The sequence below is a fragment of the Micromonospora sp. M71_S20 genome (assembly GCF_003664255.1).
Classification (GTDB): Bacteria; Actinomycetota; Actinomycetes; order Mycobacteriales; family Micromonosporaceae; genus Micromonospora.
In genome coordinates this window covers 4,764,458-4,781,544 of the sequence record NZ_RCCV01000001.1, presented here as the reverse complement: position 1 = coordinate 4,781,544, position 17,087 = coordinate 4,764,458, and the positions used below count along the sequence as shown (strand labels likewise).

Annotated in this window: 17 protein-coding genes; 5 read left to right on the top strand and 12 right to left on the bottom strand. The window is 76.0% G+C overall.

All coding sequences use genetic code 11. The features are described 5' to 3' along the window. Positions 1-8: 8 nt before the first annotated feature. Genes DER29_RS20545 through DER29_RS20535 form a run of 3 tightly spaced genes read right to left on the bottom strand, consistent with a single transcriptional unit; the run spans position 9 to position 3,480 of the window. Positions 9-2,282 carry an ABC transporter permease gene (locus DER29_RS20545; RefSeq protein ID WP_158619064.1) on the bottom strand — a complete coding sequence of 758 codons (2,274 nt, stop codon included), beginning with the start codon at positions 2,280-2,282 and terminating at the stop codon, positions 9-11. Further along, on the bottom strand, positions 2,279-2,959 hold the full coding sequence (locus DER29_RS20540) for an ABC transporter ATP-binding protein (protein ID WP_121398810.1): 681 nt from the start codon (positions 2,957-2,959) through the stop codon (positions 2,279-2,281). The genes DER29_RS20545 and DER29_RS20540 overlap by 4 nt, the downstream gene beginning before the upstream one ends. Continuing rightward, positions 2,956-3,480: a PadR family transcriptional regulator gene (locus DER29_RS20535; RefSeq protein WP_121398809.1), complete on the bottom strand. Its 525-nt coding sequence runs from the start codon at positions 3,478-3,480 to the stop codon at positions 2,956-2,958. The genes DER29_RS20540 and DER29_RS20535 overlap by 4 nt, the downstream gene beginning before the upstream one ends. Before the next feature lie 79 nt (positions 3,481-3,559). On the opposite strand from DER29_RS20535, the gene DER29_RS20530 reads away from it, so the two are divergent. Further along, positions 3,560-4,135, top strand: a complete 576-nt coding sequence (locus DER29_RS20530; RefSeq protein ID WP_121398808.1) for a GNAT family N-acetyltransferase — start codon at positions 3,560-3,562, stop codon at positions 4,133-4,135. Here DER29_RS20530 and DER29_RS20525 read toward each other — a convergent pair. The 3 genes from DER29_RS20525 to DER29_RS20515 all read right to left on the bottom strand — a co-directional run bounded on the left by DER29_RS20525 (position 4,106) and on the right by DER29_RS20515 (position 7,432). Continuing rightward, the gene (locus DER29_RS20525; RefSeq protein ID WP_233599963.1) at positions 4,106-4,693 is read right to left on the bottom strand and encodes an ATP-dependent endonuclease; all 588 of its coding nucleotides are present in this window, start codon (positions 4,691-4,693) and stop codon (positions 4,106-4,108) included. The genes DER29_RS20530 and DER29_RS20525 overlap by 30 nt on opposite strands. A gap of 208 nt (positions 4,694-4,901) precedes the next feature. After that, positions 4,902-6,440, bottom strand: coding sequence for a cellulose binding domain-containing protein (locus DER29_RS20520; RefSeq protein WP_121399365.1), 1,539 nt, complete (start codon positions 6,438-6,440; stop codon positions 4,902-4,904). Between the two features lie 206 nt (positions 6,441-6,646). Beyond that, positions 6,647-7,432 carry an RNA ligase family protein gene (locus DER29_RS20515; protein WP_199729373.1) on the bottom strand — a complete coding sequence of 262 codons (786 nt, stop codon included), beginning with the start codon at positions 7,430-7,432 and terminating at the stop codon, positions 6,647-6,649. Positions 7,433-7,599: 167 nt separating this feature from the next. On the opposite strand from DER29_RS20515, the gene DER29_RS20510 reads away from it, so the two are divergent. Further along, on the top strand, positions 7,600-8,025 hold the full coding sequence (locus DER29_RS20510) for a hypothetical protein (RefSeq protein ID WP_088999889.1): 426 nt from the start codon (positions 7,600-7,602) through the stop codon (positions 8,023-8,025). A 21-nt stretch (positions 8,026-8,046) separates the two neighbouring features. Here the strand turns inward: DER29_RS20510 and DER29_RS20505 are convergent, their stop codons facing one another. The 4 genes from DER29_RS20505 to DER29_RS20490 are packed head-to-tail and all read right to left on the bottom strand — an operon-like array spanning position 8,047 to position 11,139. Then, complete coding sequence (locus tag DER29_RS20505; protein WP_121398806.1) at positions 8,047-9,111, bottom strand: ABC transporter ATP-binding protein; 1,065 nt, start codon at positions 9,109-9,111, stop codon at positions 8,047-8,049. Next, on the bottom strand, positions 9,108-9,923 hold the full coding sequence (locus DER29_RS20500; RefSeq protein ID WP_121398805.1) for an ABC transporter permease: 816 nt from the start codon (positions 9,921-9,923) through the stop codon (positions 9,108-9,110). The genes DER29_RS20505 and DER29_RS20500 overlap by 4 nt, the downstream gene beginning before the upstream one ends. Next, positions 9,920-10,717, bottom strand: coding sequence for a molybdate ABC transporter substrate-binding protein (gene modA, locus DER29_RS20495; RefSeq protein ID WP_370040227.1), 798 nt, complete (start codon positions 10,715-10,717; stop codon positions 9,920-9,922). The genes DER29_RS20500 and modA overlap by 4 nt, the downstream gene beginning before the upstream one ends. Beyond that, entirely contained in the window at positions 10,714-11,139 is a 426-nt protein-coding gene (locus DER29_RS20490) for a molybdopterin-binding protein (protein WP_121398804.1), read from the bottom strand. Before DER29_RS20490 ends, modA begins: the two co-directional genes overlap by 4 nt. A gap of 198 nt (positions 11,140-11,337) precedes the next feature. Here DER29_RS20490 and DER29_RS20485 point away from each other — a divergent pair, with 198 nt between their 5' ends. Continuing rightward, positions 11,338-12,465, top strand: a complete 1,128-nt coding sequence (locus DER29_RS20485) for a transporter substrate-binding domain-containing protein (protein WP_233599962.1) — start codon at positions 11,338-11,340, stop codon at positions 12,463-12,465. After that, positions 12,357-13,487, top strand: coding sequence for a hypothetical protein (locus tag DER29_RS20480; protein ID WP_233599961.1), 1,131 nt, complete (start codon positions 12,357-12,359; stop codon positions 13,485-13,487). The genes DER29_RS20485 and DER29_RS20480 overlap by 109 nt, the downstream gene beginning before the upstream one ends. 26 nt (positions 13,488-13,513) lie before the next feature. On the opposite strand, the gene smpB is transcribed toward DER29_RS20480, so the two are convergent. Continuing rightward, the gene (smpB, locus tag DER29_RS20475; RefSeq protein ID WP_121398801.1) at positions 13,514-14,008 is read right to left on the bottom strand and encodes an SsrA-binding protein SmpB; all 495 of its coding nucleotides are present in this window, start codon (positions 14,006-14,008) and stop codon (positions 13,514-13,516) included. Between the two features lie 46 nt (positions 14,009-14,054). Next, complete coding sequence (locus tag DER29_RS20470; RefSeq protein ID WP_121398800.1) at positions 14,055-16,277, bottom strand: hypothetical protein; 2,223 nt, start codon at positions 16,275-16,277, stop codon at positions 14,055-14,057. A gap of 261 nt (positions 16,278-16,538) precedes the next feature. Between DER29_RS20470 and DER29_RS20465 the strand changes: the two genes are divergently transcribed. Then, a complete protein-coding gene (locus DER29_RS20465) occupies positions 16,539-17,078 on the top strand; it encodes an RNA 2'-phosphotransferase (RefSeq protein ID WP_121398799.1) in 540 nt (179 codons plus the stop codon). The last annotated feature ends 9 nt before the right edge of the window (positions 17,079-17,087 follow it).

Below are 17,087 nucleotides of genomic sequence, written 5' to 3'. Positions count from 1 at the left end.
GCGCCGCCTCACTCGGTGCGGATGCCGTCGGGTCGGGTCAGCCGCCACAGCGCCGGCAGGCTGAGCCCGGTGACCAGCAGCACCACGGCCGCCCCGAGGCCGGTGGAGATGCCCAGCGCCGGCCAGGCGACCGTCACCGGCGTCTGCACCATGCGCAGCAGCACCGCGCCGAGGCCGAGCCCGAACACGACCGCCAGGGCGAGCCCGATCACCACCGGCACGGCGCTCTGCCACAGCACAGACCAGCTCAGCGTGGAGCGCCGGGTGCCCACCGCGACCAGCATCGCCAGCAACCGGCGGCGCTCCCGCAGCTGCTCCAGCACGCCGACCAGCATGCTGGCCCCGATCAGCAGCAGGGTGACCACCGCGCCGATGTAGAGACCCCGCTGGACGTTGACGAACTGGCTGGCCTGGCGGTTCTCGGTCAGCGTCAGCACCGAGGCGTACGGGTCGGCCCCGATGGCGGCGTTGCGCACGTGCTCCACCGCGTCCGGCTGGTCGGCGGCCAAGCGCAGGTACGCCTCCGCGCGCAGCGGCCCCAGCCGGGCGGCGTCGACCGCGCCGGGAGTGACCAGCACCCCGCCCTGCCGGTAGCCGGACGGGTCGCTGCGCACCGGCACCTCCCGGGCGGTGGACGGCACCGGCCAGGTCACCCCCTCGGCGGCTGCGACCACCACCGGGGCGCCCGGCCCGACGCCGGCCGGCTGACCCTCGGGATCGCGCACCAGGAACACGTCGCCGTCGGCGCACCGGCCGAGCCGGGCGAACTCGGCCAGCGCCGCGCAGTCGCCGATGCGCAGCATGCCGTACGCGTCGTCTGCCGTGATCGAGGTGGTCAGGGTGGCGGTGCTGGCGGTCACCCCGGGGACGTCGGACAGTCGGTCCAGGGCCGCCGGGGCGTCCGGCCGTGCCGGGAACTGCACCTGCACCTGGGCGCGGGCGGTGTCCTGCCCGGTGTCGAAGGTGAACCGGCCGGCGACGCCGGCGAAGAGCATCTGCAACCCGATGGTGCCCGCCACGGCGACCGCGATGCCGTTGACCAGCCGCGCCGAGGCGGCGCTGTCGAGCTGGAGGCGGCGCACCGCGAGCTGCCACGCGACGGGACCACCGCGCAGCCGGCGTACGAGCAGGTCGGTGAGCCAGGGCAGCAGGGTGACCACGCCGACCAGCAGCAGCACGGCGCCGGCTGCGGTCTGCCGCTCGCTGCCCAGCGGCGCGATTCCGGCGGCGCCGGCCAGCAGCAGCCCGAGCCCGGCGGCCGGCAGCAGCAGCCGCCACACCAGCCGGCGGCGCACCGGCGTGGCGCGCCGGGTCACCCCGAGCGGCTCGACCAGCACGGCGCGCATCGACACCAGCGTCACCACGACGGCGAGCGCCGGCACCGCCAGCACGACGGCGGCCACCAGCGGCAGCGGCGGGCGCACGTCGGCGGCGTACACGCTGAGGTCCATGAGGGTGACCAGCGGGACCACCTGCCGGCCGAGCGCGAAGAGCACGCCGCCGGCCGCGACGCCGAGCAGCGCGCCGGCGGCGGCCTCCCCGGCGGCGATCCGGCGGACCATCGCGGCGTCGGCGCCGACCAGCCGCAGCGCGGCCAGCCGCCGGTCGCGCCGCTCCCCGCCGAAGCGCACCGCCGCGCCGAGGAACACCGCGATGGGCAGCAGCAGGACCACGAAGATGACGACCACCAGCACCATCAGCACCGGGTCGAAGGCCTCGCCGGGCAGTCCGCCACCGAACGCGTCCAGCCGGGTCGCGTCGTCGGGGGCGAGGGTGCCGCTGCCCAGGTAGTAGGCCAGCTCGCGGGGACCGGCCAGCCCCTCGTCGGCGATGACGCCGGTGACCGTGGCGCCGCCGAGGCGGGGGGCGAACAGCGCGCCGTCGGCGGAGCCGAGCAGGTCGCGCAGGGCGGGGGAGACCAGCACCTCGCCGGCGCGGGGCAGCGCGGCCACCCCCGGCGGCGCCGGTGCGGCCGGTCCCTCGGGCCGCAGCACCCGGCCGCGCACCGGCTGCCCCCGGAACTCGGTGTCGGTCTGGCGGATCAGCAGGGTGTTCGCGGCGGCCGGGATCTTCTCGCCCATCCGCAGGTCGTCGCGGGCGTCGCCGCGCGCCTGCCGGGCGTCCAGCGCGCCGGGCACCGCGGCGGCGAGCAGCAGCATCGCCACCCCCACGCCGACGCCGACCGCGGTGAGCACGGCCCGCAGCCAGCCGTCCCGGCCGCCCGTGAACGCCATCCGGGCGCCCATGACCAGATCGGCCGCGCGGTCGCGCAGCCGCGTCACGCCGCGACCTCCAGGTCCCGGGTGCGGCCGTCGCGGACCACGACCTCCCGATCGGAGTACGCGGCCACCCGCGCCTCGTGGGTCACCAGCACCACGGCCGCCCCGGTGTCCCGGGCGGCGGCGGTCAGCAGCCGCATGACCCGCTCGCCGTTGAGCGAGTCGAGCGCGCCGGTCGGCTCGTCGGCGAAGACCACCCGTGGCCGGGTGACCAGCGCCCGGGCGACCGCCACCCGCTGCCCCTGCCCACCGGAGACCTCGCCGGGCCGCTTGCCGGCCACCTCGGTGACCTCCAGGCGGTCCAGCCACTCGGCGGCCCGCCGCTCCGCCTCGCGGCGGCCGACCCGGGCCAGCCGCAGCGGCAGCGCGACGTTCTCCAGGCAGGTCAGCTCCGGCACGAGCTGACCGAACTGGAAGACGAAGCCGAACTCCTCCCGGCGCAGCGCGCTGCGCTCGGCGTCGCTCAGCGCCGTCAGGTCGCGGCCCGCGTAGTACACCCGGCCGGAGTCGGGCCGGGTGATGCCGGCGAGGCAGTGCAGCAGCGTGGACTTGCCGGAGCCCGACGAGCCCATGACGGCCAGCACCTCGCCCGGGTGCACGCGCATGCTCGCCCCGGCGAGCGCCCGGGTCGGCCCGAACGAGCGGTGCAGGTCCTCGGCGAGCAGCAGCGGCGCGCTCACGACCGGACCGCCGCGGCGAGTTCGTCGAGGCGGGCGGCGGTCAGCTCCAGCCAGCGCAGGTCGGCCTCCAGGTGGAACAGCGCGTGGTCGCAGACCAACTGCTCGGCGAGGTCGCCGTCGCGCTTGCGCCGGGTCAGCTCGCGCATCATCCGCAGGTGCTCGGAGCGCTGCACGTCGAGCACGTCGGCGGCGGGGCGGCCGGTCAGCAGGGCCAGCACCACCTTGGTGTAGAGGGTGCTCTGCAGGTACGGCTCGGGCTTCTCGGCCCGGGCCAGCCACTGTGTGACGTCGGTGACGCCGGCCTCGGTGATCGCGTACCGCTTGCGCTCCGGGCCCTCGCCGGGCTCCACCGACTCCACCTCGACCAGGCCGCCGCGCAGCAGCCGGGACAGGGTGGCGTAGACCTGCCCGTACGCGAGCGGGCGGGCGTGACCGAAGCGCTCGTCGTAGAGGCGTTTGATGTCGTAGCCGTGGCGGGGGGTGGCCTCCAGGAGGCCGAGGAAGGTCTGTCCGATCGACATGCCGGAGACTATACACACCGCGTATACCTCGCGTGTATACCGGTACATTGCCCGCTCACCGTCTGCATCGGGAGGTCACGTGTTCGCCCTGTCCCTGACCGAGGACGCCGAGCTGCGTCCCCTGGAGCCCTGGCGGGCCGGGGAGTTCCTCGCCCACCTCGACCGGGCCCGCGCGCACATCGCGCCCTGGGTGTCGCCCTCGTTCGTCGTCGGCGACCTCGACTCCGCCCGGGCCGTGCTCCAGAGCTACGCGGACCGGTGGGCGCGCGACGCCGGCGGCATCTGGGGCATCTGGCGGCGGGGCGACCTGGTCGGCGGGGTCATGTTCGTCTCGTTCGACGTCGCCCGGGGCGTCTGCGAGGCGGGCTGCTGGCTGGAGCCGGCCGGGGAGGGCCACGGGCTGGTCACCCGGGCGGTCGGCCGGATCGTCGACTGGGCGGTGCGGGAGCGCGGCATCCACCGTGTCGAATGGCGCACCAACGCGCGCAACGCCCGCAGCATCGCGACCGCCCGGCGGCTGGGCATGCGCCTCGACGGGACGCTGCGCGAGGTCTACCCGGGGCCGGCCGGGCGGATCGACCTCGAGGTGTGGTCGGTGCTGGCGCCCGAGTGGCGCGGCGTGCGCTCAGACGTCGGCGAGCACCGCGTCGAGTGAGCGGGGCACCCGGTCCGGCTCCAGCGCCGCCACGAGCAGCCGCGCGTACGCGCTCTTGCGGCCGGACCGGGTGCCGAGGAAGCGGCGCAGCTGCGTCTCGACGGCGCGCCTCCGCTGGGCCGGCTGCCGTTGGAAGAGGTCGAACGAGCGCAGCTCGCCCTCGGCGGCGAGCACCGCCCGCACCCCGGCGACGCCGACCGCGCGGATCAGCTCGTCCTCCAGGTCGGCCACGCAGACGTGGAACCCGAGCGCCGCCAGACCGGCGCGGGACAGGTCGGCGCCGAGGCCGCAGCGTTCCAGACCGCGCCGGAAGAAGCCCTCCTCGGCCTCGTCGTAGAGGCCCGCCAGCCGCAGCCCGCGTCCCGCCGGGCCGAGCTGGTCGAGGAAGTGGCCGATGTTCGTCGCGCCGCCCATGGCCACGACCCGTACGCCGTCGGCGTCGAGGTCCCGGCCGCGGCGCGCGGCGAGCGTCTCCAGGGCGACCCGGTCGCTCGCCCCCTCCACGAGCACCACCGCACGCGCGTCGATGCCGGCCGCCAGTTCGCGGATGCCGCGCACGTTCGCCTCCCGCCCCGGACGCCGCCGCGCCCGGCCGCGCGGCCGGGCGTCGCTCCGGGCGGTCCGGTCCCGTGTCCGCCACGCGATGGTGGGCCGGACCGGCCCGGCGGCGCAACCGGGTTCCGGCGCGTGGGCGGGCGTGCCGGACACGTCCGTCGTCGGGGCCGGGCCGCCGTCCGGGCCGGGTGGCCCGGACGGCGGCACCTGCTCAGGGCAGCGCCCGCAGGAACGGGCCGTGGCTCAGGCGGAACTCCCAGGCGTAGAACCGGTCCCAGTTGATCGACCAGGTCATCAGGCCCCGGAAGGCGGGGTTGGTGCCGCTGCGCGGGGTGTACGGGCCGCAGCCCTGCCCCTTCACCAGGCAGGTCACCGCCGCCTGCACCCCGGCCGGGGCGAGGTATCCGTTGCCGGCGCTGGGGGAGGAGGGCGCGCCGAAGGCCACCTGGTCCTCGCGCAGCGGCGGGAAGACGCGGTCGGGGTTGCCGGCGACGGGGAAGCCCGCGAGCAGCATGTCGGTCATCGCGATGTGGAAGTCCGCGCTGCCCATCGTGTGGTACTGGTTGTCGAGCCCCATGATCGGCCCGGAGTTGTAGTCCTGCACGTGCAGCACGGTGAGGTCGTTGCGCAGCGCGTGGATCACGGGCAGGTACGACCCGGCACGCGGGTCCTGCCCGCCCCACGGGCCCGAGCCGTAGAACTGGTAGCCGAGCTGGACGAAGAACGTCTCCGGCGCCATGGTGAGCACGAAGCCCGCCCCGTACCGCTGCTTGAGGGTGCGGATCGCGGAGATCAGGTTGACGATCACCGGCGTGGTCGGGTTGCGGAAGTCGGTGTCGCCCGCGTCCAGATAGAGCGAGTGCCCCTCGAAGTCGATGTCGAGCCCGTTCAGGCCGTACCGGTCGATGATGGCCGACACCGACCGGACGAAGGTGTCCCGGGCGGCGGTCGTGGTGAGCTGCACCTGGCCGTTCTGCCCGCCGATGGAGAGCAGCACCTTCTTGCCCTGCGCCTGCTTGGCGCGGATCGCCGCGATGAACTCGGCCTCGGTCTCGACGCCGGGGCACTCGCTGGCCGGGCAGAGCTGGAACCGGATGTCGCCGGAGGTGACCGTGGTGGGCTCGCCGAAGGCGAGGTTGACGATGTCCCAGTCGGCGGGCACGTCGGCCATCCGCAGGTAGCCCGAGCCGTTGGCGAAGCTGGCGTGCAGGTAGCCGATCAGCGCGTGCCGGGGCAGCCCGCCGGGCGGGGGAGTGGTGGGCGGCGGGGTGGTCGGCGGCGGCGTGCTGGGTGGCGGGGTGGTCGGCGGTGCCGTGGTGGGCGGGGCGGTCGTGGGCGGTGCCGTGGTGGGCGGGGTGGTGGGCGTGCCGCCCGAGCAGGGCGCGCCGTTGAGCGTGCAGTCGGTGGGGGAACCGGAGCCGGTGGCCAGGAAGCCGAACGACACCGAGGCGCCGGGGGCCACGGTGCCGTTCCAGGAGCGGTTGGTGAAGGTGTGCCGCTGGCCGGCGCTGCTCACCGTGGCGTCCCAGTAGGAGCCGAGCGTGGTGCCCGTGGGCAGGGTGAAGGCGACCTGCCAGCCGGTGATGGTGCTCGGGCCGCCGTTGGTGACGGTGTAGCGCCCCTCCCATCCGGTGCCCCAGTCGGCGGTCTTGACGAAGGTGGCGGTCGGGCCGGCGGCGCGGGCCGGCGCGGCGAGGGTCAGCGTGGTGGCGGTGACGGTGGCGAGGGCCGCCACGGCGGCCAGCAGCAGGTTTCGGGCAGGGCGACGCATCCGGACCTCCCGGGTACGAGGGCCGTCGGATCGACGGATGCACAATTATTAGGATTGTTAACTGTAATTGTCCAGGCGTTCGGGCCGGACTTCCCGTCGCGTCCCGACGCCCGCGCCCGACCGTCGACGCCCCGCCTGCCGGCCGGTCCGGTGGCGCGCCTGACCGGCGCGCCACCGAACCGTGGTCAGCGCCGGCCGTCGCGGCGCTTCAGGGTGCGCTCGTAGTCCTGGAACCGCGCCTTGGCGATGGCCGAGCGGTCCGCCGCGCGGAGCACCAGCCCCTCGGACCTGCCGGCCGGTCCGTCCAGGGCCACCAGGGTCCGGGGCAGGTGACCGGTGAGGAACGCGTGCGTCCCGGCGATGTCGCGGGGCAGGTCCCCGGCGGGGACGGTGGCCAGCCGGGGCACGGTCGGCAGACCCAGCGCGTCGGCCCGCCCCACGAGGTCGGCCTCGCCGAGGAAGCGCTGGCCGCCGCCGTCGCGCCAGGCCGAGATCCGCGGGGTCGGCCAGTCGAGCATCGGCGCCGGGTCGTCCAGCACGGCCACGTCGAAGAGCCGGTGCCCGACCCGGCGCTCGGCGGTGTAGTGCCGGGAGGCGGCGGTGACCTTGCCGCCGTACACCTCCAGGTAGAACACCGTGATCCGGTCGTCCGCCGCCGCGACGGCCAGCCGCTCGGCCACGTCGCGCAGGGCGTCGACGATGCCGAGCGCGGGGTTGCCGATCAGGTCGCCCCGCGCGTACAGCAGCTCCTCGCGGCTGCCGATCAGGTACGCGCCGCCGGGCAGCACGACGATCCGGGCGTTCGTCCCGTCGATCTTCTCGGTGAGGGTGACCGGCCCGGTGAACGCCACGCACTCCGCCAGCAGGCCGCCGTCGCGGGGGTCCAGGGCGTGGTAGGTGGGGATGGACGGGTACTTGGTCAGTGAGTTGATCGTGCGCAGGTCGACCGTCCGGACGTCGAGGCGGGACACGGCAGCTCCTTCACGTGGCGGGGTCCGCCGCGCCGGTTCGCGGTGCGGCGTCGGGCGGGCAGCGTATCCGCCGCGAGGGCCCCGGCTCGCGCCAGTTTTCCGGCCCGCGCGTCCAACCTGGACCGTCGGCGTGCGGAAATGTCGTACCCGGCGGCGACCATCCATCCATGGCTGTCCCCGCTCTCACCCCGCACACCGACCAGCCGCGTTCGGTGCCGCTGCGCGAGGCGCGCACCCGGCTCACCCAGCTCGTCGCGCTGGCCGAGTTGACCGACACCGTCACCGTCGTCACCCGCGACGGCGATCCCCGCCCGGTGGCCGCGATCGTCCCGGCGGCCGCCGCCCGCAGCGCCGCCCAGGCGCGTGCCGACACCGATCGCCTCGCCGCCGTCACCGCCGGCTGGGCCCGGCGCCTCGACGAGGCGCACCGGCGCAGCAGCCACCGGCACGCCGCCGAGCTGCGCGCGGTCACCGCCGCTCTCGCCGAGGTCTGGGCCGAACTCGACCGCCGGGTCACCCCGGGCAGCGACCCCGGTCTCGCCCGGCTCCGGGCCGCCCACGCCGACCTGCTGGCCGCGGATCCCGCCGCCTGACCCGGCTCCGGGCCGGGGGCGTCAGCCGGCGGGGTACGCGTGGGTCTGCGCCGCCTTCACCGCGGCCCAGACCGGCTGGCCGGGGGCCAGTCGCAGCTGCGCGGCGGCGGCCGGCGTGACGTCCGCGGAAACCCCGATCGGCCCGTCGAGTTGCACCCGCAGGTCGTTGCCGTGCCGCTGCACGCCGGCCACCGTCGCCGCCCAGGTGTTGCGCGGGCTGCCCTCGGGGCGCGACGGGTGCAGGGCCACCGCCGAGGGCCGGAAGGCGACGAAGACCTCCCCGTCGAGCCGGTCGGCGACGGTGAGGGTCAGCCCGTCGGCGACCCGGACCAGGTGCCCGTCGGCGTGGCCCCGGTGCAGGTTCAGCCCGACGAGCCGGGCCACGTAGTCGGTGCGTGGCCGCGCCGTGACGGTCGCGGCGTCCCCCTCCTGCACCACCCGGCCCTCCTCGACGACCACGAGCCGGTCGGCCAGCACCAGCGCGTCCAGCGGATCGTGCGTGACCAGCAGGGTGGCCCCCGGGTGCGCGGCGAGGTGCCGGTGCAGCTCGGCCCGGGTGTCCAGTCGGGTGCGCGCGTCGAGCGCGGCGAGCGGCTCGTCCAGCAGCAGCAGCGCCGGTTCGACGGCGAGAGCGCGGGCCAGCGCGACCCGCTGCGCCTGCCCGCCGGAGAGGTGCCGGGGCCGGCGGTGGGCGTGCTCGGCCAGGCCGACCCGGTCCAGCCAGCCGTGGGCGGTCCGCCGGGCGGTACGCCGGTCGGCGCCGTGCCGCCGGGGCCCGAATGCCACGTTCTCCAGCGCGCTCAGGTGCGGGAAGAGCAGGTAGTCCTGGAAGACCACGCCGATCGGGCGGCGCTCGGTCGGCGTCCAGGCGCGTCGCTGCGGCCGGTCCAGGTCGACGCCGTCGAGGGTGAGGTGCCCGGCGGTCAGCGGGAGCAGGCCGGCGAGCGCGCGCAGCGCGGTGGTCTTGCCCGCCCCGTTGGGGCCCAGCAGCGCGACCACCTCGCCGGCGGCGACCCGCAGCGTGACGTCGAGGCGGAACCCGTCCCGCTCCACCACGAGGTGCGCGTCGAGCAGGGGCGCGCTCACGGGCTGGTGATCCAGCGGTCGCGCAGCCCGGCGAGGATGACCACCGAGACGGTGAGCAGCACGAGGCTGAGCACCACGGCGGCCTGCACGTCCGTCTCCAGCGCCAGGTAGACGGCCAGCGGCATGGTCTGCGTCCGCCCCGGATAGTTGCCGGCGAAGGTGATGGTGGCGCCGAACTCGCCGAGCGCCCGGGCCCAGCACAGCACCGCCCCGGCCGCCAGGCCGGGAGCCACCAGGGGCAGGGTGACATGGGTGAACGTCGTCCACCGGCCGGCGCCGAGGGTCGCCGCCGCCTCCTCGTACCGGCCGTCGGCGCCGCGCAGCGCCCCCTCGACGGCGATCACCAGGAACGGCATCGCCACGAACGCCTCCGCCAGCACCACGCCGGCGGTGGTGAACGGCAGGGTGATCCCGAAGGTCGCGTCGAGCCAGCCGCCGAGCAGGCCCCGCCGGCCGAAGACGAGCAGCAGCGCCACCCCGCCGACCACGGGCGGCAGCACCAGCGGCACGGTGACGAGGGCGCGTACCAGGCGGCGGCCGGGGAACTCGACGCGGGCCAGCAGCCAGGCCAGCGGAACCCCGAGCAGCAGGCAGAGCAGCGTGGCCAGGGTGGCGGTCAGCAGGGACAGCCGCAGCGCGGTGAGCACGCCCGGCGCGGCGAGCCGCTGCGGCAGGGTGGCCCACGGCGTACGGGCCAGCAGCCCGACCAGCGGCAGGACGAGGAAGACCAGGCCCAGCACGGCCGGCAGCAGCAGCGCGACGGGCACCCCGGCGCCCCGCCGCCGGGCCGGCCGGACGTGGGTACGCGTCACGGGGCCTGGAACCCGGCCTCGGTGAGCACCTCGCGCCCCCGCTCCGAGCGGACGTACGCGACGAACGCCCGGGCGCCGTCGGGGTTCGGCGCGTCCCGCAGCGCGACGATCGGGTAGTCGTTGACGGCGCGGGCGGACTCGGGGAACTCGACGGCCGTCACGTCGGCCGCGGCGGCCAGGGCGTCCGTGCGGTAGACGAGGGCCGCGTCGACCTCGCCGAGCCGCACCTTGGACAGCGCGCCCCGCACGTCCTGCTCCAGGGTGACCGGGGTGAGGGCGACCGAGGCTGCGTCGAGCGCCGTCCGCGCCGCCGCCCCGCAGGGCACCTGCTCGGCGCAGAGCGCGACCTTCACCCCCGGCCGGGCCAGGTCGGCCGGTCCGGCGACGCCCCGCGGGTTGCCCTTCGGCACGGCGACGACGAGCTGGTTGCGAGCGAAGACCACCGGGTCGCCGTCGGCGTTGCCCGCCCCGGTCACCGTGGCCATGTTCCGCGTCGCCGCCGAGGCGAACACGTCGGCGGGCGCGCCCTGGTTGATCTGGGCGGCCAGCGCCGCGCTGCCGGCGAAGTTGAGCACGACGGTGGTGCCCGGGTGGGCCGCCTCGAAGTCCCGGCCCAGCCGGGTGAACGACTCGGTCAGCGAGGCCGCGGCGAACACGCTCACCGTGCCGCCGGCACCCGGATCACCCGCCGACCCGCCGCCGGAGGCGCTCCCGCCGCAGCCGGCCACGGCGGCGAGGGCCAGCACCGCCGCCGTCACGCCCGCCGCCCCGCGGCGCGGCCGTTGCGCCCTCACGAGGCCTGCCTCCCCCGGGAGGCCCCCGGCGGGGAGGCGCGTTCCACCACCACCGTGGTCGACTTGATCACCGCGACGGCCAGCGAGCCGACCCGCAGGTCCAGCTCGTCGACCGCCTCGCGGCTCATCAGCGAGACGATCCGGAACGGCCCGGCCTGGATGTCGACCTGCGCCATCACGGTGTCCTTGACGACGTTGACCACGATGCCGCGCAGCCGGTTGCGGGCCGAGGAGGCGTCCGACCGGTCGTCCGGGTCGGCGGCCTGACCGCGCGCGAACGCCGCCAGGTCGACCCCGTCGATCGCCCGGTGCCCGTGCGCGTCGCGGCCGGCGGCGAGCCGCCCGGCGTCGACCCACCGGCGTACGGTGTCGGCGCTGACCCCGAGCAGCTCGGCGGCCTCCCCGATGCGGAACGTCGTCACCGGCCCACCCTACCGACCGGCAGATGCGAGGCCGGGCAGTGGGTGGCTCTCGTGGCTGCTGCCGCGAGCGGCCACCGGGCCTGGCGTACGCGGCTGCCGGGGCCGGCGACACGACCGCCCTGTCGCATGCTGTCGCGGCGTGGCGGGATAGACCACAATGAAGGGCTCGCACGGGGGACGGCGACGGGGAGGGCCGAGTTGGGTCGGGACGACGAGACCAGCAGCACCCCACCGGCGCCGGCGTCGGCGGCCCCCGCCCGCGCATCCCGGTCCCGGCAGGTGCGCCTGGCGGCCCTGCTGCTCCTGCTGGTGGTGGTCGTGGCGGCCACGGTACGGGTGGTCGTGGCCACCGGCCCGCCCACGTGGGACGAGCTGCGTGAGCGGGCCGGGCTGACCAACCGGGACCGGCTGATCATCGGGGTGAAGGACGACCAGCCGGGCGTGGCGCAGAAGCTGGAGAACGGCGCGTTCGAGGGCTTCGACATCGACATCGCGTACATGGTCGCCGAGGACCTGGGCTTCGACGCCCCGGAGGTGACGCTGCTGTCGATCGAGAGCGAGGACCGGGCCCGCCGGCAGGCGCGCGACGCCAACGGCAGCTTCGTCACGGTCGACCTGGTGATCGCCTCCTACAGCGTCACCGAGCAGCGCCGGGACCAGGGCGTCGTCTTCTCCTTCCCGTACCTGGAGACCGAGCAGTCCGTGCTGACGCTCGCGTCCGATCCCCGACAGGTCGCCAGCCTGCGCGACCTCGACCGGGCGAAGGTCTGCACGCTTGGCACGTCCACCTCCGAGCAGCGCCTGCGCGAGGCGGGCGCGAACCCGATCGGCCGCAACCGGATCAGCCAGTGCGTCCAGGCGCTCTACGACGGCGAGGTCGACGCGGTCACCACCGACGCGGCCATCCTGGCCGGCTTCGTGGGCCCGCGTCCGCCGGGCGAGCTGCCGCCGGCGACGAAGCTGCTGCGGCGAAAGGAGCTGCGGCACTGGGACATCGGCGCGGAGTCGGCGGAGAAGTGGGGCGTGAACACCGGCCCCAATCCGGCGATGCGCGACCTGGTCAACCTCTCCCTCTACCAGTCGGCGAAGGGCCCCGACGGCGACCGGTGGAAGGCGGCGTTCGACCGGTACCTGGCCTCGGAGCAGCAGTACAGCAACCCGCAGCAGGTGGCGGTCGGCCGGCAGCCGGAGCCCGAGGAGACGGTGGAGGTGCGGCAGTGGCCGTGGGAGAGATGGGCCCTGCCGTCTCCGAGCCGGCCGCGATCGGTCGCGCCGACCGCCGCCCGGGCACCAAGCAGGCGCAACAGGCGCAGCAGTGGCTGCTGACGCTGCTGCCCGCGTTCCCGGTGCTGCTGCTGGTGCTGCGGCTCTGGCGGCTCAGCCGGCAGGACATGCCGACGATGCTGCTGCTGGTGCAGTACGTCAGCCCGCTCGGGCTGCTCAGCGCCCTGCTGATCGCGCTGGTGTGGGCGTTCCCGCTGGTGGTGCTGGTGCTGGCCGTCCTCGGTCGGCTGCTCCAGGTGAGCGCGCCTGACCGGTTCGACCCGGAACGCTCGCTGCTCGCCTACGGCACCGTGCGTACCCCCGGTTGGGTGCTGGTGGCGGCGACCGGGCTGGCGGCGCTCACCTGGCAGCTGCGGTTCCTACCGCTGCTGATGATGCTGGCCCTCTGGCTGCTGGCGCTGCGGACCCGGCTGCGTCATCCGGACCGGCCCCGCCTGCTCCTGGTCGCCACCCTGGTGCTGCCGGTCGTGGCGGCGACCGCGAGCTACGCCTGGCTGGCGCCCGCCGTGCCGACCGCGATCCGCGACGGCGAGCTGGCCACGGCCCTGCTGCTGGTCGTGCCGCCGCTGGGAGCCGTGGTGCTCACCGGCCCGGTGCCGCGCCCGGTCGCCCCGGCGCTGACCCGCGTCCTCGCCTACGTGGTGGCCGCGGTGGTGCCACTGGTGACGGGCGTGGTCTTCCTGCGGGTGCCGTTGCTGCCCGCGGTCGCCGTCGAGGTCGGCCCGGAGGCGGGCCCGGTCCGGGAGGTGGTACGCGGCCAGGCGGTCACGGTGACCGACCGGATGACGATCGTGCTCGACGAGCGGGGCGCGGTGCGCTTCCTGCCCAACGACCAGGTGCGTGGGCAGCTCCTCTGCCCCGACCCGGGGCGGATCCCGGTCACCCGCGTGGACGTGTACGGCTGGCACGTGGAGGAGACGGCGCTGGACTGGATGATCCCCCGGCAGCCGGTGGGGCGGGCGGACCCGCGCTGCCTGGGCCGGGTGCCGGCCGGGGACCCCGCCGAGCCGTCCGCGCCGCCGTCCGCCGACCCGTCCGCGCCGCCGTCTCCCGGCCCCCGCTGACGGCCGGCGGACGGCGGCGGGAGCGGTCAGCCCCGCCGCGTGGAGCGGCCCTTGAGGTGGCGGCCCAGCTCCCGGGCGATCTCCCGCTCGGCGTCGCGCTCGGCGAGCGCCTGCCGCTTGTCGTACGACTTCCTGCCCTTCGCCAGGGCCAGCTCGACCTTCGCCCAGCCGCCGGAGAAGTACATCGACAGGGGCACCAGGGCCAGGCCGCCCTCGCGGGTCCGTTCCAGGATCCGGGCGATCTCCACCCGGCGCAGCAGCAGCTTGCGGGTGCGCCGGGGCGCGTGGTTGGTCCAGCTGCCGAAGCCGTACTCGGCGATGTGCAACCCGTAGAGCATCAGCTCGCCGTCACGCTCCTGGGCGAACGCGTCGACCAGCGACGCCCGGCCCTCGCGCAGCGACTTGACCTCGGTGCCGGCGAGCACGATGCCCGCCTCGTAGGTCTTGAGGATCGTGTAGTCGTGCCGCGCCTTCTTGTTGGAGGCGATCAGCCTGCGCTCGGTCTGCCGGGCCGCGTTCACCCGGTCGAGGATATCGGCCGCCCGCCGGCGCGGCAGGCCGGGCGGATCAGGCGGGCGGCGGCGCCTGGCGGCGCAACCGGTCGGCCAGCTCCTCCACCGCCGCGGCGAAGCGCACGTCGGACTCGCCCGGCCAGTGCCCCAGGATCGGTGGCGGGACGCTGTCGCTCGGCGGGGCCACCACGTCCCACGGGTCGCGCAGCCGCCGGTCGACCGCCCCCGCCGCGCCGGCCACCGCCGGGGGCTCGCCGGGACGGTGCGGGGAGAAGATCCAGCTGCCGATCGAGTCGGTGTCGCGCCACAGGTTCAACCACCGCCAGCCCACCCGCTCGCCCACCTCGCGCAGCACGTCCGCGTCGACGTAGGCGGGGAAGAGCCGGGTGTAGAGCCGGCGCAGCGGCGACCCGTACGTCAGCAGGGCCACCCGCTCGCCGACGCCCGGCGGCAGTTGCAGCACGGTCGCCGCGAGCAGCACCGAGCCGTGGCTGTGCCCGGCCAGCAGCACCGTGTCGCCGCGCCCGGTCAGGTAGCAGATCCGCCGGGTCAGCTCCGGCACGGCCCGCTCGGCGTAGCAGGGTGGCGCGAACGGGTGCGCCGCCCGGGGCCAGAACGTGCCGAGATCCCACAGCACGCCGACGTACCGGCGGAACTCGGCCGTCCGGTAGGCGAAGATCCCGCCGACGACCAGAGCGAGGACGACCGCCGCGATCAGGTAGCTGCCGACGCCGATGCCGAAGTCGACCAGGGCCGCCGGCACGCCCGCGTACCGCTCGGCCGCGTCACCGGGATTGAGCCGCAGCATCCCGAGGGAGCTGGCGGCCAGGCCGAGGGCGGCGAGGCACGCGTACACGACGGTCAGCGGTTCCAGCCACTCGGTGAACCGGGCCCGGGCGACGGCCTTCTCGACCTGCCGCAGCCGGCCGTCGGCCTCCGGCGGGGCGTCGGGGAAGTCCCGGGCCACGGTGGACGCGGCGGCGCGCAACCGGCCGGGCCGGGTGAGCACCGTCGCCACGGCGGCGACGGCCAGCGTGGCCAGCACCGCCAGCATGAACCCGAAGATCGCCCACTTGTAGGCCAACGGCGGACTGGTGGCCAGCCGCTGCGCCGTGGGGGCGTCGCGGTCCAGCATGTCCGCCACCCGGTAGACCAGCTCGGCGGAGAACGCCACCGCCAGCCCGGTCGCGACGGCGGCGATGACCGGCCCGCCGAGCCCGCGCAGCGGGGTGCCGCCGCGCTGTCCGTCCGGCCCCCGCAGCGCCACCAGGCCGAGCGCCGCGAGCAGGACCGTCTGGACGGCGAACAGGCCGGCGACCATCAGGCCGTACCCGGGCAGCCCGCCGCCCGAGGGCCAGGGGGCGGGATCGGCGGCGACCACCACCAGGACCAGCGCCGTCAGCGCGCAGGCCGCCGCCTGAAGGGCCCCGGTGGCCTGGTCCACGCCCGCCGGGGCGGTCCCGTCGATCACCGGGTGCGCGCACACCAGGACCAGGCAGGCCAGCAGGACCACGCCGGTCGCGGCGGTGAGCGCCAGCACGACGACGGAGGCGTCCCGGGCGGACCGGGCCACGAGCAGGCTGAGATCCAGGGTGGCGAAGGCCGCCGCCACGTGGATCGACCGCAGCCGCCCGACCAGCGGTGCGGCGTCCCACTGGCCCACCGCGCTGAGCTGGTGCGCCCCCGAGACGACGGCCGGCCCCCGGAAGGCGTCGAAGTTGCGGCCGGGGCGCGCGCCGAGGCGCCAGACCAGCCCGATCGCGGCGGCCGGGACCAGCGCGAGCACCGCCAGGCGCAGCCCCGTCGGCCGCCCGCCCAGCCAGGACAGCCAGTCCCGGCCGGCGAGGCAGCGCGGCGAGGACATGCACCGCCAGGCCACCAGGTCCAGCGCCACCCCGACGATGGAGAGCACATAGAGCGCGGTCAGCGTGAGCGCCAGCATCCGGCAGAGGGCCTTCACGCCCGCCCCGGAGCCGCGGCTGCGCGGGCGCATCCAGATCGCGACGTTGCAGAGCATGAAGGGCAGCAGGAACACCAGCGACAACGTCCGCACCGCGGTGCCCGACGGCAGGTCGCTCCAGCGGTACGCCTCCATCGTCACCCCGCCCGCCCCGCGGCTGTCCGGGTAACCGGGCCGGGGACGGTGGAAGCCGCCGTTGCGGTCCCCGGCCACCTGCTGCACGAAGGGGCGGCCCAGCACCGCGCTCGCGTCCGCGCCGGAGACCCCGTGCACCCGCAGCTCCACGACGTCGTACGGCGTCACCGGTGGATCGGACATCGGCCCCCCGAGGCGTGTCGGCGTCCCCGCGGCGGCCCGGCCGGGTGCCCGTCACCCACGCGGCGCCGGGCGTCTACCCGCCCGGCGGGCGGTCAACCGTCACCGGTCGTCGCGGTGTCGACTTCCAGCGCGCTCGAATCCCTACCGTGACCCCCCGCCGCCTGACCGCCGGTGCCGTCGGTGTCCCGCCCTTCGCCGAGGCCCGGCGGATCCGGCCGAATCCGATGGCGCCGGCGGTGCCCGGCGGGGGAGACTCCGCCAATGGATCACCGGGCGATGGTGCGGCTGAGCAAGCGGATGTCCCTGGCGTTGCGGCACGAGCCCGCCCGGTTCGGCCTCGTGCCCGACCGGGCCGGCTGGGTGTCGGTCGACGACCTGCTCGCCGCGCTCGGGATCGACCGGGCCGACCTGGACGCCGTGGTGGCCGGCAACGACAAGCAGCGCTTCGCCGTGGAACGCGGTGCCGACGGCGTCGAACGGGTCCGGGCCAACCAGGGGCACTCGATCCCGGTCGACCTGGAACTGGCGCCCAGCCCGCCGCCGGCGCGGCTCTACCACGGCACCAGCCGCGTCGCGCTCGACTCGATCCGGGCCACCGGCCTGCACCGGGCCGGCCGGCACCACGTCCACCTGTCGCCGGACGTGGCGACCGCCCGGCGGGTGGGTGCCCGCCGGCCGGGCGAGCTGGTGGTGCTGACCGTGGACGCGGCGGCGATGGCCCGCGACGGGCACGCCTTCTATCGCAGCGCCAACGGCGTCTGGCTGACCGACGCGGTGCCCGCCCGGTACCTGGCCGACTGAGCGGTCCGG

What these genes read in the sequence shown, in the direction of transcription:
- DER29_RS20535 (WP_121398809.1), bottom strand. Translation starts at nt 3,480, where the DNA reads ATGTCGATCGGACAGACCTTCCTCGGCCTCCTGGAGGCCACCCCCCGC.
- DER29_RS20465 (WP_121398799.1), top strand. Translation starts at nt 16,539, where the DNA reads ATGGATCACCGGGCGATGGTGCGGCTGAGCAAGCGGATGTCCCTGGCG.
- DER29_RS20510 (WP_088999889.1), top strand. Translation starts at nt 7,600, where the DNA reads ATGGCTGTCCCCGCTCTCACCCCGCACACCGACCAGCCGCGTTCGGTG.
- DER29_RS20470 (WP_121398800.1), bottom strand. Translation starts at nt 16,277, where the DNA reads ATGTCCGATCCACCGGTGACGCCGTACGACGTCGTGGAGCTGCGGGTG.